At 74.1% G+C, this 12,974-nt stretch carries 12 protein-coding genes; all 12 read left to right on the forward strand.

Going from position 1 to position 12,974, the window contains the following annotated elements; genetic code table 11:
* Nucleotide 1 precedes the first annotated feature (1 nt).
* Entirely contained in the window at nucleotides 2-3,364 is a 3,363-nt protein-coding gene (gene carB, locus ACSMHG_RS16285; RefSeq protein WP_435747007.1) for a carbamoyl-phosphate synthase large subunit, read from the forward strand.
* A complete protein-coding gene (locus ACSMHG_RS16290; RefSeq protein ID WP_435747009.1) occupies nucleotides 3,361-4,437 on the forward strand; it encodes a quinone-dependent dihydroorotate dehydrogenase in 1,077 nt (358 codons plus the stop codon). The genes carB and ACSMHG_RS16290 overlap by 4 nt, the downstream gene beginning before the upstream one ends.
* Entirely contained in the window at nucleotides 4,434-5,285 is an 852-nt protein-coding gene (locus tag ACSMHG_RS16295) for an iron-sulfur cluster-binding protein (RefSeq protein WP_435747011.1), read from the forward strand. The genes ACSMHG_RS16290 and ACSMHG_RS16295 overlap by 4 nt, the downstream gene beginning before the upstream one ends.
* Nucleotides 5,285-6,097: a beta/alpha barrel domain-containing protein gene (locus ACSMHG_RS16300; protein ID WP_435747013.1), complete on the forward strand. Its 813-nt coding sequence runs from the start codon at nucleotides 5,285-5,287 to the stop codon at nucleotides 6,095-6,097. Before ACSMHG_RS16295 ends, ACSMHG_RS16300 begins: the two co-directional genes overlap by 1 nt.
* A complete protein-coding gene (pyrF, locus tag ACSMHG_RS16305) occupies nucleotides 6,094-6,933 on the forward strand; it encodes an orotidine-5'-phosphate decarboxylase (protein WP_435747015.1) in 840 nt (279 codons plus the stop codon). The genes ACSMHG_RS16300 and pyrF overlap by 4 nt, the downstream gene beginning before the upstream one ends.
* Nucleotides 6,930-7,370, forward strand: coding sequence for a hypothetical protein (locus ACSMHG_RS16310; RefSeq protein WP_435747017.1), 441 nt, complete (start codon nucleotides 6,930-6,932; stop codon nucleotides 7,368-7,370). Before pyrF ends, ACSMHG_RS16310 begins: the two co-directional genes overlap by 4 nt.
* Before the next feature lie 96 nt (nucleotides 7,371-7,466).
* Nucleotides 7,467-7,793: an integration host factor, actinobacterial type gene (mihF, locus tag ACSMHG_RS16315; RefSeq protein WP_435747019.1), complete on the forward strand. Its 327-nt coding sequence runs from the start codon at nucleotides 7,467-7,469 to the stop codon at nucleotides 7,791-7,793.
* Nucleotides 7,790-8,380: a guanylate kinase gene (gmk, locus tag ACSMHG_RS16320; protein WP_435747021.1), complete on the forward strand. Its 591-nt coding sequence runs from the start codon at nucleotides 7,790-7,792 to the stop codon at nucleotides 8,378-8,380. The genes mihF and gmk overlap by 4 nt, the downstream gene beginning before the upstream one ends.
* 34 nt (nucleotides 8,381-8,414) lie before the next feature.
* On the forward strand, nucleotides 8,415-8,747 hold the full coding sequence (gene rpoZ, locus ACSMHG_RS16325) for a DNA-directed RNA polymerase subunit omega (RefSeq protein WP_435747023.1): 333 nt from the start codon (nucleotides 8,415-8,417) through the stop codon (nucleotides 8,745-8,747).
* Nucleotides 8,713-10,032 carry a bifunctional phosphopantothenoylcysteine decarboxylase/phosphopantothenate--cysteine ligase CoaBC gene (coaBC, locus tag ACSMHG_RS16330; RefSeq protein ID WP_435747031.1) on the forward strand — a complete coding sequence of 440 codons (1,320 nt, stop codon included), beginning with the start codon at nucleotides 8,713-8,715 and terminating at the stop codon, nucleotides 10,030-10,032. Before rpoZ ends, coaBC begins: the two co-directional genes overlap by 35 nt.
* 31 nt (nucleotides 10,033-10,063) lie before the next feature.
* Nucleotides 10,064-11,314 (forward strand): methionine adenosyltransferase, encoded by a 1,251-nt coding sequence (metK, locus tag ACSMHG_RS16335; RefSeq protein WP_435747025.1) that lies wholly within the window; start codon nucleotides 10,064-10,066, stop codon nucleotides 11,312-11,314.
* 43 nt (nucleotides 11,315-11,357) lie between these two features.
* Nucleotides 11,358-12,974, forward strand: a 1,617-nt coding sequence (locus tag ACSMHG_RS16340; protein ID WP_435747027.1) for a primosomal protein N' family DNA-binding protein, incomplete at its 3' end; no start/stop codon positions are given.

The raw sequence follows: 12,974 nt of genomic DNA on the forward strand, positions 1-12,974 counted from the left end.
CATGCCCAAGCGCACCGACATCGAGTCCGTCCTGGTCATCGGCTCCGGGCCGATCATCATCGGCCAGGCCGCCGAGTTCGACTACTCCGGCACCCAGGCCTGCCGGGTGCTCCGCGAGGAGGGCCTGCGGGTCATCCTGGTCAACTCCAACCCGGCGACGATCATGACCGACCCCGAGTTCGCCGACGCCACCTACGTCGAGCCGATCACGCCCGAGTTCGTCGAGAAGGTGATCGCCAAGGAGCGCCCCGACGCTCTGCTGGCCACCCTCGGTGGGCAGACCGCCCTCAACGCCGCGATGGCGCTGGACCGCGACGGCGTGCTGGAGAAGTACGGCGTGGAGCTCATCGGCGCCAACATCGAGGCGATCGACCGCGGCGAGAACCGGCAGGTGTTCAAGAAGATCGTGGAGGAGCTCGGCGGCGAGTCGGCGAAGTCCGCGATCTGCCACTCCATGGACGACTGCCTCGCGGCGGTCGAGGAGCTCGGGTACCCCGTCGTCGTGCGCCCCTCGTTCACCATGGGCGGCACCGGCTCGGGCATGGCGCACGACGAGGAGGACCTGCACCGCATCGCCGGCGCCGGCCTCGACGCCAGCCCCACCACCGAGGTGCTCCTCGAGGAGTCGATCCTCGGGTGGAAGGAGTACGAGCTCGAGGTGATGCGCGACACCGCCGACAACGTGGTGATCGTCTGCTCGATCGAGAACCTCGACCCGATGGGCGTCCACACCGGTGACTCGATCACGGTGGCGCCCGCCATGACGCTGACCGACCGCGAGTACCAGAAGATGCGCGACCTGGCGATCGGCATCATCCGCTCCGTCGGCGTCGACACCGGCGGCTGCAACATCCAGTACGCCGTGAACCCGGCCGACGGCCGGCTCATCGTCATCGAGATGAACCCCCGGGTCAGCCGCTCGAGCGCGCTGGCCTCGAAGGCGACCGGCTTCCCCATCGCGAAGATCGCCGCCAAGGTCGCGATCGGCTACACCCTCAACGAGATCCCCAACGACATCACCACCCGGCCCGACGGGCACTCCACGCCGGCGAGCTTCGAGCCGACCCTCGACTACGTCGTGGTCAAGGTGCCGCGGTTCGCCTTCGAGAAGTTCCCCGCCGCCGACCCGATGCTCACCACGCACATGAAGTCGGTCGGCGAGGCGATGGCGATCGGCCGGAGCTTCACCGAGGCGCTGCAGAAGGCGCTGCGCTCCCTCGAGAGCCCGAACGCCGTCTTCGACTGGCACCAGGAGTGGGTCGAGCTCGACAAGGAGGCGCTGCTCGAGGACATCCGGATGCCGCACGACGGCCGGCTGCGCAAGGTCATGGACGCGATCCGCGCCGGCGCCACCCCGGAGGAGATCCACGACGCGACGGGGATCGACCCCTGGTTCGTCGACCAGCTCGCGCTGATCAACGAGGTCGCCGCCGAGGTGACGGCCGCCCCCGAGCTGACCCCCGAGCTGCTGCGCAAGGCCAAGCGGCACGGCTTCTCCGACCACCAGGTCGGCAAGATCCGCGGCATGTCGGCCGACGTCGTCCGGGGCGTGCGGCACGCGCTGGGCATCCGGCCGGTCTACAAGAGCGTCGACACCTGCGCGGCGGAGTTCGCCGCGGCGACGCCGTACCACTACTCCTCCTACGACGAGGAGACCGAGGTGCAGCCGCGCGAGCGGCCCGCGGTCATCATCCTCGGCTCGGGGCCCAACCGCATCGGCCAGGGCATCGAGTTCGACTACTCCTGCGTGCACGCCTCGCTGGCGCTCGGGCAGGGCGAGGGCGGCGCCGGCTACGAGACCGTGATGGTCAACTGCAACCCGGAGACGGTCTCCACCGACTACGACACCTCCGACCGGCTCTACTTCGAGCCGCTCACCCTCGAGGACGTCCTCGAGGTCGTCCACGCCGAGCAGGCCGCTGGTCCCGTCGCGGGCGTCATCTGCCAGCTCGGCGGGCAGACGCCCCTCGGTCTCGCCCAGGGGCTGGCCCGCGCCGGCGTGCCGATCGTCGGTACGTCGCCGGACGCCATCGACCTCGCCGAGGAGCGCGGCGCCTTCGGCCGGGTGCTCGCCGAGGCCGGGCTCACCGCGCCCAAGCACGGCACCGCCACGTCCTACCCCGAGGCGCAGCGGATCGCCGCCGAGATCGGCTACCCGGTGCTGGTGCGCCCGTCGTACGTGCTCGGCGGCCGCGGCATGGAGATCGTCTACGGCGACGAGGCACTCGAGACCTACCTGGAGAAGTACGTCGCCGCCGGGCTGATCTCGCGCGAGGCGCCGGTGCTGGTGGACCGCTTCCTCGACGAGGCGGTCGAGATCGACGTCGACGCCCTCTACGACGGCAGCGAGCTCTTCCTCGGCGGCGTGATGGAGCACATCGAGGAGGCCGGCATCCACTCCGGCGACTCCGCGTGCGCGCTGCCGCCGATCACGCTGGGCGCCCGCGAGGTCGCCCGGATCCGGGAGGCGACCGAGGCCATCGCGCGCGGCGTCGGCGTGCTGGGGCTGTTGAACATCCAGTTCGCGCTGGGGTCGGACATCCTCTACGTCCTCGAGGCGAACCCGCGCGCCTCGCGCACCGTGCCGTTCGTGTCGAAGGCGACCGCCACACCGCTGGCCAAGGCGGCCGCCCGGATCATGCTCGGCGAGAGCATCGCCGAGCTGCGGGCCGCGGGCCTGCTGCCGGCCGAGGGCGACGGCGGGCTGCTGCCGAGCGACCAGCCGATCGCCGTCAAGGAGGCGGTGATGCCGTTCAACCGGTTCCGCACCCCCGACGGCTCGCAGGTCGACACGGTGCTCGGACCGGAGATGAAGTCGACCGGCGAGGTGATGGGCTTCGACCGCGACTTCGGCACCGCCTTCGCGAAGTCGCAGGCCGCGGCGTTCGGCCCGCTGCCCACCAGCGGCAAGATCTTCGTGTCGATGGCCAACCGGGACAAGAGGTCGATGGTCTTCCCCATCAGGGCCCTCGCCGACCTGGGCTTCGAGATCCTGGCCACCTCCGGGACGGCCGAGGTCCTGCACCGCAACGGGGTGCCCACGACGGTCGTTCGCAAGCACTTCGAAGGCCCCGGCCCGGAGGGCGAGAAGACGACCGTGCAGCTGATCCTCGACGGCGACATCCAGATGGTCGTCAACACCCCGTACGGCGCAGGGGAGGGGCACGCCCGGCTCGACGGCTACGAGATCCGCACGGCCGCCGTGCGCGCCAACGTCCCCTGCATCACCACCGTGCAGGGCCTCGGCGCGGCCGTCCAGGGCATCGAGGCGGCGCGGCGCGGGGACATCGGCGTCCGGAGCCTGCAGGAGTGGGCCCTTCGAGACGGTCGATCCGCTCCCTCCTCAGGAACCGCCCGACGGTGACGCCGTACTCCCTGCTCTTCGACCACGTCGCCACCCGGGTGGACCCGGAGCGAGCCCACCACCTCGGTTTCCGCGCGGTGCGGGCGGGCCGGCCGCTGCTGAGCCCGTTGCTGGCGCGGCTGCCGGCGCAGGGGCGACCGGTCCTGGCGCTGGGGCTGGAGTTCCCCAACGTGCTGGGGTTGGCAGCGGGGTTCGACAAGAACGCCGTGGGCGTCGACGCGCTCGCCGCACTGGGGTTCGGGCACGTCGAGGTCGGCACGGTGACGGGGGAGGCGCAGCCCGGCAACCCGCGGCCCCGGCTCTTCCGGCTGCCCGCCGACCGGGCGGTCGTCAACCGGATGGGCTTCAACAACGACGGGGCGGAGGTCGTCGCCCAGCGGCTCGCGGCGCGGGCGGCCGGCTTCCCCGGTGATCCGGGGAGACCGACGCGCCCCCGGCCCGTCCTCGGGGTCAACATCGGCAAGACCAAGGTGGTGCCGGACGACGACCAGGCGGCGGTGGAGGCCGACTACGCCAAGTCGACCCGGTTGCTCGCGCCGCACGCGGATTACCTGGTCGTGAACGTGAGCTCCCCGAACACGCCCGGCCTGCGGAACCTCCAGGCGGTGGAGAAGCTCCACCCGCTGCTCGAGCACGTGCGCCGCACGGCCGACTCGGTCACGACCCGGCGGGTGCCGCTGCTGGTCAAGATCGCCCCCGACCTCTCCGACGACGACGTCCTCGCCGTGGCGGACATGGCGCTGGCGATCGGCCTCGACGGCGTCATCGCCACGAACACCACCATCGCCAGGGACGGGCTCGCCAGCGACCCGGCGCTCGTCGCGGCGGCGGGCGCGGGCGGCCTGTCCGGGCGGCCGCTGACCCAGCGCTCGCTCGACGTGCTGACCCTGCTGCGGGGGCGGGCGGGCGACCGGCTCACGCTCGTCGGGGTCGGCGGGATCACCACGGCCGAGGACGCACGCGCCCGGCTCGACGCGGGTGCCGACCTGCTGCAGGCCTACACCGCGTTCGTCTACGAGGGCCCGCTGTGGCCGCGGCGGATCCTCGCCGGGACGGAGTCGGCCCAGCGGTGAGCAGCACCGTGCACACCACAGGGGAGGTGCTGGCCAGCAAGCGGGTCGGCGCCTTCCAGCACCTGACGGTGGCCGCGCCCGGGGTGGCGCAGCGGTTCCGCCCGGGCACCTTCGTCGCCCTCTCCGTCGGGGCGACCTCGCTCGCGCGGCGGGCGCTGTGGATCCACGGCGTCCGCTCGGTCGGCGGCCACGGGCCGGCCCTGCAGCTGGTCGTGGAGCCGGTCGGGGAGGGCACCCGCTGGCTGGCCGGCCTCCCCGTCGGCGCCACGGTGGAGCTCACCGGACCGCTCGGCCGCCCGTTCGCGCTGCCGAAGGAGCCGGTCTCGACGCTGCTGGTGGGCGAGGGGTACGCCGCGGCGCCGCTCTTCCCGCTCGCCGAGCGGCTCCGCGAGCGCGGCTGCCCGGTCAGCCTCCTGGTCGCCGCCCCCGACGAGCGGCACCTGCTCTCCGCTCTCGAGGCGCGCCGGGTGGCGCGGGCGGTCACCGTCGTCACCGCCGACGGGTCCGTCGGGCGCCGTGGCGTCGTCGCCGACGTCATCGGTGGCGTGCTGGCCCAGGCCGGCGCCGAGGTGGTCTACGCCGCCGGCGGGGTGGCCGCGCTGCACGCCGTGGCCGCGGCCGCCGAGCAGGCCGGTGCGTGGAGCCAGACGGCGGTCGAGCAGCCGCTCACGTGCGGCACCGGTCTCTGCCACGGGTGCCCGCTGCCGGTGGTCGGCGAGGACGGCGTCGCCCGGACCGTCCGGGCCTGTGTCGAGGGCCCCGTGGTCCGCGGCGACCGGGTGCGCTGGGACGAGCTGGTCGGCCCCGTGAGCGAGGGGCACGGCGGGGACGCGGTGAGGTCGTGGTGATGGAGCTGTCCAACCCGGTGCTCGTCGCGGCCGGGTGTGGCGGGACCGGCCGGGAGCTCGCGCCGTACGTCGACCTCGCGGCGCTCGGCGGCTACGTCACCCGGTCGATCAGCCTCAACGCCCGCGCCGGCGGCCCCGCGCCGCGGCTCGCCGAGACCCCCTCGGGGCTGGTGCACACCACCGGCCTGCCGGGCCCGGGGCTCGAGATCTTCCTCGCGACCGAGCTGCCCTGGCTGGTCCAGCAGGGCGCACGGGTGGTCGTCTCCATCACGGGCTCGTCCGTGGCCGAGCACGCCGAGGTCGCCAAGCGGCTCGCGCACGCACCCGGCATCCGTGCCCTCGAGGTCAACCTCGCCGTGCCCGACGCGCGCGAGCACGGGCTGCTCGACGTCCGCGAGCCCTTCCACGCCGCCAACGTCACGGCCGCGGTGGTGCGCGAGGCCGACGGCCTGCCCGTCCTCGCCAAGGTCCGGCCCGACCTGCTGCGCGTCGCGGAGTCGGCACGGGTGGTCACCGACGCCGGTGCGGTGGGCGTCGTCGTCGGCGGGCCCCAGGCGGCCGCCCTGCCCGACGGCCGCCCCGCCGGCCTCAGCGGGCCCGCCATCCGGCCGCTCGCGCTGCGCTGCGTCACCGAGGTCAGGTCGGCCCTGCCCGCCGTGGCCGTCATCGGCGGCGGCGGGATCACGACGACGGCCGACGCCCTGTCCTTCCTGGCCGCCGGCGCCGTGGCCGTGCAGGTCGGCACGGCGCTGCTGCACGACCCGACCACCGCCGCGCGGATCGCCGCCGACCTCGCAAGGGAGAGACCATGACCACTGGGACCAGCCACGAGTTCGGCACCCGGCTCCGGGCCGCTGTCGGTGCGCGGGGACCGCTGTGCGTCGGCATCGACCCGCACGCGGGGCTGCTCGACCGGTGGGGGCTCCCGGACGACGTCGACGGGCTCCGCACCTTCGCCCTCACCGCGACCGAGGCGCTCGCGCCCGAGGTCGCGGTGCTCAAGCCGCAGTCGGCGTTCTTCGAGCGGCACGGCAGCCGCGGCGTCGCGGTGCTCGAGGAGGTGCTCGCCGTCGCGCGGGCGGCGGGCGCGCTGGTGGTCCTCGACGTCAAGCGCGGCGACATCGGCTCGACCTCCCAGGCGTACGCCGACGCCTACCTCGACCCCGCGTCGCCGCTCGCCGCCGACGCCGCGACGGTCAGCCCGTTCCTCGGCTTCGGCTCGCTCGACCCGTTCGTCGAGACGGCGTCCCGGCACGGCGCCGGGCTCTTCGTGCTCGCGCTGACGTCGAACCCCGAGGGCCCCGAGGTCCAGCACGCCCGCCTCGCCGGCGGGCAGACGGTCGCGGGGCGGGTGCTCGACCACCTGCGGCGGCTCAACGACGGCGCCGACCCGCTCGGCTCCTTCGGTGCGGTCGTCGGCGCGACCATCGGCGAGAGCCAGGAGGACCTCGCCTTCAACGGGCCGGTGCTGGCCCCCGGGTACGGCGCCCAGGGCGGCACCGCCGCCGACCTGCGCCGGATCTTCGGCTCGGCCGCCGGCGACGTGCTGCCCAGCTCCTCGCGCGAGGTGCTCCGCCACGGCCCGGACGCGGCCGCCCTCCGCGACGCGGCCCGGGCCGCCAACGACGAGCTGGCGGTGCTCCGGTGAGGCGCCTCGCCACGGTGGTGGCGGCCCTGCTGCTGGTCCCGGTGGCGGGCTGCTCGTCGGACCCGCACGAGGAGTACTGCGAGGAGGTCCGGGCCCAGCAGGCCGACCTTTCCGACGCCGTGGCCGGCGGCGGGCCGACCGCCCTCATCCGTGCGCTGCCGATCCTGCAGCGGCTGGAGGAGGAGGCGCCGCGTGACATCCGCGACGAGTGGGACCTGGTCGTCGGACGCGTGCAGGAGCTTGCGGAGGCGCTCGAGGCCGCGGGCGTCGACCCCGCGTCGTACGACCGGGAGGACCCGCCGGCGGGACTCGCGGCGGAGGAACGGATCCGCATCGACGCCGCCGCCCGCGAGCTCGCCGCACCGGCCACGGTCGAGGCCTTCGCGGGCGTGCAGCAGCAGGCGCGCGACGTGTGCCAGACCCCTCTCACCGTCTGATCCGCGGGCGAGGGGCGGCGTTGCCGGGCGGAAGGGACTCTGACTAGATTGGGCCCCCAGCCCTGTCCGTCTCGTCGCACGACCGAAGGATTGCCCGTGGCGCTCCCGCCCCTCACGCCGGAACAACGCAAGGCGGCCCTCGAGAAGGCAGCCGCCTCGCGCCGCGAGCGGGCCGAGGTCAAGAACCGCCTCAAGAACTCCGGTGCCTCGATCGTCGACGTGCTGCGCGAGGGCCAGGAGAACGAGGTGATCGGCAAGATGCGGGTCGTCGACCTGCTGCAGTCGATGCCCGGCCTCGGCAAGGTCCGCGCCCGCCAGGTCATGGAGCGCCTCGGCATCGCCGAGAGCCGGCGCGTCCGCGGGCTCGGCACCAAGCAGGTGGCCGCGCTCGAGAAGGAGTTCGCGGCCCGTGAGCAGGCGTGAGCGGCCCCTCGACCGGGTTCGCCACGCCTGAGCGCCGCTCCCGGCTCGTCGTCCTGGCCGGTCCCACGGCCGTCGGCAAGGGCACCGTCGCGGCGCACATCCGCGAGCACCACCCGGACGTGTGGATCTCGGTGTCGGCCACCACGCGTGCACCGCGGCCCGGCGAGGTCAACGGCGTGCACTACTGGTTCGTCTCCGACGAGGAGTTCGACCGGATGATCGCCGAGGACGACCTGCTCGAGTGGGCGGTCGTCCACAAGTCGGCCCGCTACGGCACGCCGCGGCAGCCGGTCGACCTCGCGCTCGCCTCCGGGCGGCCGGCGATGCTGGAGATCGACCTCCAGGGCGCCCGCCAGGTCCGGCGGACCATGCCGGAGGCCCTCTTCGTCTTCCTCAAGCCTCCCTCGTGGGAGGAGCTGGTGCGTCGCCTGGTCGGCCGCGGCACGGAGACCGAGGAGGAGCGGGAACGGCGGCTCACCACGGCGCGCGAGGAGCTCGCGGCCGAGGCCGAGTTCGACGTCACCATCGTCAACCACGAAGTTCACGCTGCCGCGGCTGAGTTGGTAGCCTTGATGACGCTCGACTAGTTGAGCGCCCACCCACGGAATTGAGGCTTCACGCGTGTCTGCCCCCAACATCGACGCTCAGGGTGTCACCAACCCCTCGATCGACGACCTGCTCACCAAGACCGACAGCAAGTACAAGCTGGTCCTGTACAGCGCCAAGCGGGCTCGGCAGATCAACGCCTACTACTCCCAGCTCGGCGAGGGCCTGCTGGAGTACGTCGGACCGCTCGTCGACACCCACGTGCAGGAGAAGCCGCTCTCGATCGCGCTCCGCGAGATCAACGACGACCTGCTGACCTGCGAGGACGTCGACCCGGCCGAGCTCGCCGCCGAGGAGGCCGCCGCGAAGGCGGCTGCGATCGACGCGTCGTTCAGCCCCGGCGAGTGATCCGCTGAGCACCAGCCCGTCGCACGAGGCCGCGTCCCCCACGGGGGCGCGGCCCGTTGCTCGTCCGAAGGTCGTCCTCGGCGTGACCGGCGGCATCGCGGCGTACAAGGCCTGCGAGCTGCTCCGCCGGCTCACCGAGTCCGGCCACGACGTGACCGTCGTGCCGACGGAGTCGGCACTGGAGTTCGTCGGGGCCCCGACCTGGGCGGCGCTGTCGGGCAAGCCGGTCGCCTCCGACGTCTGGACCAACGTGCACCAGGTGCCCCACGTGCGACTGGGACAGACCGCCGACCTGGTCGTCGTCGCACCCGCGACGGCGGACACCATGGCCCGCGCGGCGCACGGCCTCGCCGACGACCTGCTCACCAACACGCTGCTGACCGCGCGCTGCCCGGTCGTCCTGGCGCCGGCCATGCACACCGAGATGTGGGAGCACCCCGCCACGCAGGCCAACGTCGCGATGCTCCGCGAGCGCGGTGTCCTGGTCATCGAGCCCGCCGAGGGCAGGCTGACCGGCAAGGACACGGGCAAGGGCCGGCTGCCCGAGCCCGCCGAGATCTTCGAGGTCTGCACCCAGGTGCTGGCCCGCGCGGCCGCCGGCGTGGGTGCGGCCCGCGACCTGGCCGGGCGGCACGTCCTGGTCTCCGCGGGCGGGACCCGGGAGTACCTCGACCCGGTCCGGTTCCTCGGCAACCGCTCCTCGGGGCTGCAGGGCTACGCGCTCGCCCGCGCCGCGGTCGCCCGCGGTGCCGAGGTCACGCTCGTGGCCGCGAACACGACGTTGCCCGACCCGGCGGGCGTGAAGGTGGTCCGGGTCGAGACCACCGCCGAGCTCCGCGACGCCGTGGTCTCCGCCTCTGCCGCGGCCGACTCGGTGGTGATGGCGGCCGCCCCGGCCGACTTCCGGCCGACCGGCGTGAGCGAGGCCAAGATCAAGAAGTCCACCGACGGGTCGGCGCCGACGATCGAGCTGGTGCAGAACCCCGACGTGCTCCGCGAGATCAGCGCGGACCGCTCCCGCGCGGGCCAGGTGGTCGTCGGCTTCGCGGCGGAGACCGGCGACGAGACCGGCTCCGTCCTCGACCTGGCCCGGGCCAAGCTGGCCCGCAAGGGCTGCGACCTGCTGGTCGTCAACGACGTCAGCGGGGGAGCGGTCTTCGGCAGCCCCGACAACGAGGCCGTGATCCTGGGAGCCGACGGCAGCACGACGCAGGTGCCCCGTGGGTCGAAGTCGGCGCTGGCGCATGCCATTTGGGACGAAGTGGCCCGCAGGCTGCAGGATTGAGACGGCCGTCCCGGTCCGTGGGACGGCTTCTATGGTGGGCACGACCGTGGGCACGCCCCGAACGAGTAGGAGCATCGCTGTGGCCGGACGACTCTTCACCTCCGAGTCCGTGACCGAGGGACACCCGGACAAGATCGCCGACCGGATCAGCGACACCGTCCTGGACTACCTGATGGCCAACGACGGGGACCGGGCGAACCTCCGCGTCGCCGTCGAGACGCTGCTGACCACCGGGCTCGTCGTGGTGGCCGGCGAGGTCCGCACCAACGCGTACGCCCCGGTGGCCGACCTGGTGCGGAAGGCGATCCTCGAGATCGGCTACGACTCCTCGGAGAAGGGCTTCGACGGCACCTCCTGTGGCGTCACGGTCGCGATCGGGCAGCAGTCCGAGGACATCGCCCAGGGCGTCGACCACGGCCACGAGTCCCGCGTCGGCACCTCGGAGGACGAGCTCGACCGCCGCGGCGCCGGCGACCAGGGCCTGATGTTCGGCTACGCCTGCGACGACACCGCCGTTCTCATGCCGCTGCCGATCGTGATCGCCCAGCGTCTCTCGGAGCGGCTCACCGAGGTGCGCAAGAACGGCACCATGGACAACCTGCGGCCCGACGGCAAGACCCAGGTCACCATCGAGTACGACGAGGACGACCGGCCGGTCCGCATCGACACCGTCGTGCTGTCCACCCAGCACTCGGAGGAGACCGACCTCACCAAGCTCGAGGCCGAGATCAAGCAGCACGTCATCGACCCGGTGCTCGCCGGCTTCGACATCCCGTCGGAGGAGTACCGGCTGCTGGTCAACCCCACCGGCCGGTTCGTCGTCGGCGGCCCCATGGGCGACGCCGGGCTCACCGGTCGCAAGATCATCGTCGACACCTACGGCGGCATGGCCCGCCACGGCGGCGGCGCCTTCTCGGGCAAGGACCCGTCGAAGGTCGACCGCTCCGCGGCCTACGCCATGCGCTGGGTGGCGAAGAACGTCGTCGCCGCCGGCCTGGCCCGCCGCTGCGAGGTCCAGGTCGCCTACGCCATCGGCAAGGCGCAGCCGGTCGGTGTCTTCGTGCAGACCTTCGGCACCGGCGTCGTGTCCGACGAGGCCATCCAGGAAGCCGTCCTGGAGGTCTTCGACCTCCGTCCGGCCGCGATCCTGCGCGACCTGGACCTGCTGCGGCCGATCTACGCCCAGACCGCGGCGTACGGCCACTTCGGGCGCGAGCTGCCGGAGTTCACGTGGGAGCGCACCGACCGCGCCGACGCGCTCAAGGCGGCCGTCGGTCGGTGACCGGCCGGCGGGGATGTCGGTCCCCGCTGCCAGACTCCGGGCCGTGACCCAGCCCGCAGACCGCCCCGAGGAGCAGCCCGAGCTGCTCCCCGGCATGGTCCGCAGGAGCGTCGCGGAGTCCCGGGCCAAGGCGCGGGCGACGAGGGCGCGCAAGGCCGCCGAGGCGGAGGTGGCCGAGGCCGACCCGGTGGCCCGGGTGCTGGTCGACGTGCCGCTGGCCCACCTCGACCGGACCTTCGACTACGCCGTGCCCGCCGCGATGGCCGAGACCGCGCGCCCCGGCGTGCGGGTCAAGGTCCGCTTCGCCGGGCAGGACGTCGACGGGTACCTGCTCGAGCGCGTCGCGACCTCCGAGCACGGAGGGCGGCTCGCCCCGCTGCGGCGGGTGGTGAGCGCCGAGCCGGTGCTCAGCCCCGCGGTCGCCGGCCTGGTCGGGCGGGTCGCCGAGCGGTACGCCGGCATGCGGTCGGACGTGCTGCGGCTGGCGGTGCCGCCCCGCCACGCGACCGTCGAGAAGGAGCCCTCACCGGCGGAGCCGCCCCTCCCGCCGGCCGCGCCCCGCGAGGCTGCGGCGTGGGCCGCCTACGAGCACGCGCCGGCGTACCTCGCACGGCTGGCCGAGGGTGGGACCCCGCGTGCGGTGTGGTCGCCGGCCCCCGGTGAGGACTGGCCGGCGCGGGTCGCGGAGGCGGCGGCCGCCACGCGCCGCAGCGGCCGGGGTGTGCTGGTCTGCGTGCCCGACGGCAAGGACGTCGCCCGGGTCGGGGCCGCGCTGGGCGCGCTGCTGGGGGAGGAGCACCACGTCGCCCTCACGGCCGACGCCGGACCGGCGCGGCGCTACCGCGACTTCCTCGCCGTCAGCCGCGGGACCCGGCGGATCGTCGTCGGCACCCGTGCCGCGGCGTTCGCACCCGTCCACGACCTGGGGCTCGTGGTGATCTGGGACGACGGCGACGACCTCCACGCCGAGCCGCGCGCGCCGTACCCGCACACCCGCGAGACGCTGCTGCTCCGTGCGGAGCAGGAGCGCGCGGCGGTGCTGGTCGCGGGTTTCGCGCGCACGGTCGAGGCGGCGTACCTGCTGCGTACCGGCTGGGCGCGCGAGCTGGCCGCGCCCCGGGCGCTGCTCCGGGAGCGGGTGCGGACGATCGTGGCGGGCGCGAGCGACCACGACCTCGAGCGGGACCCGTACGCACGCTCCGCGCGGCTCGGCAAGCAGGTCCTCGGCACGGTGCGCAGCGCGCTGGAGGAGGGGCCGGTGCTCGTGCAGAACCCGCGGACGGGCTACGTCGCCTCGCTGGCGTGCGAGCGGTGCCGCACACCGGCGCGATGCGGGGCCTGCCGGGGTCCGCTGGCGCTGACCGGCCCGACGACGCCGCCGGCCTGCCGCTGGTGCGGCACGGCGGCGCCTGCCTGGAGCTGCCCCGAGTGCGGGCACTGCGGGCTGCGGGCGCCGGTGCTGGGGGAGGCGCGGACGGCCGAGGAGCTGGGGCGCGCGCTGCCGGGAGCCCGGGTGCTCACCAGCTCCGGCGAGCGGGTGCTGTCGACCGTGGACGGGCGCCCCGCCGGCGTGGTCGGGACGCCCGGCGCCGCGCCCGGGGGCGAGGGGGGGGTCCCCCCCCTGGTGCAGCTGGACTCCCGGGTGCTGCTCGGGGGCCCC

The sequence above is a fragment of the Nocardioides ureilyticus genome, assembly GCF_051280745.1.
In the GTDB taxonomy this organism is placed as follows: Bacteria; Actinomycetota; Actinomycetes; order Propionibacteriales; family Nocardioidaceae; genus Nocardioides.

What these genes read in the sequence shown, in the direction of transcription:
- carB (WP_435747007.1), top strand. Translation starts at nt 2, where the DNA reads ATGCCCAAGCGCACCGACATCGAGTCCGTCCTGGTCATCGGCTCCGGG.
- ACSMHG_RS16300 (WP_435747013.1), top strand. Translation starts at nt 5,285, where the DNA reads ATGGAGCTGTCCAACCCGGTGCTCGTCGCGGCCGGGTGTGGCGGGACC.
- pyrF (WP_435747015.1), top strand. Translation starts at nt 6,094, where the DNA reads ATGACCACTGGGACCAGCCACGAGTTCGGCACCCGGCTCCGGGCCGCT.
- metK (WP_435747025.1), top strand. Translation starts at nt 10,064, where the DNA reads ATGGTGGGCACGACCGTGGGCACGCCCCGAACGAGTAGGAGCATCGCT.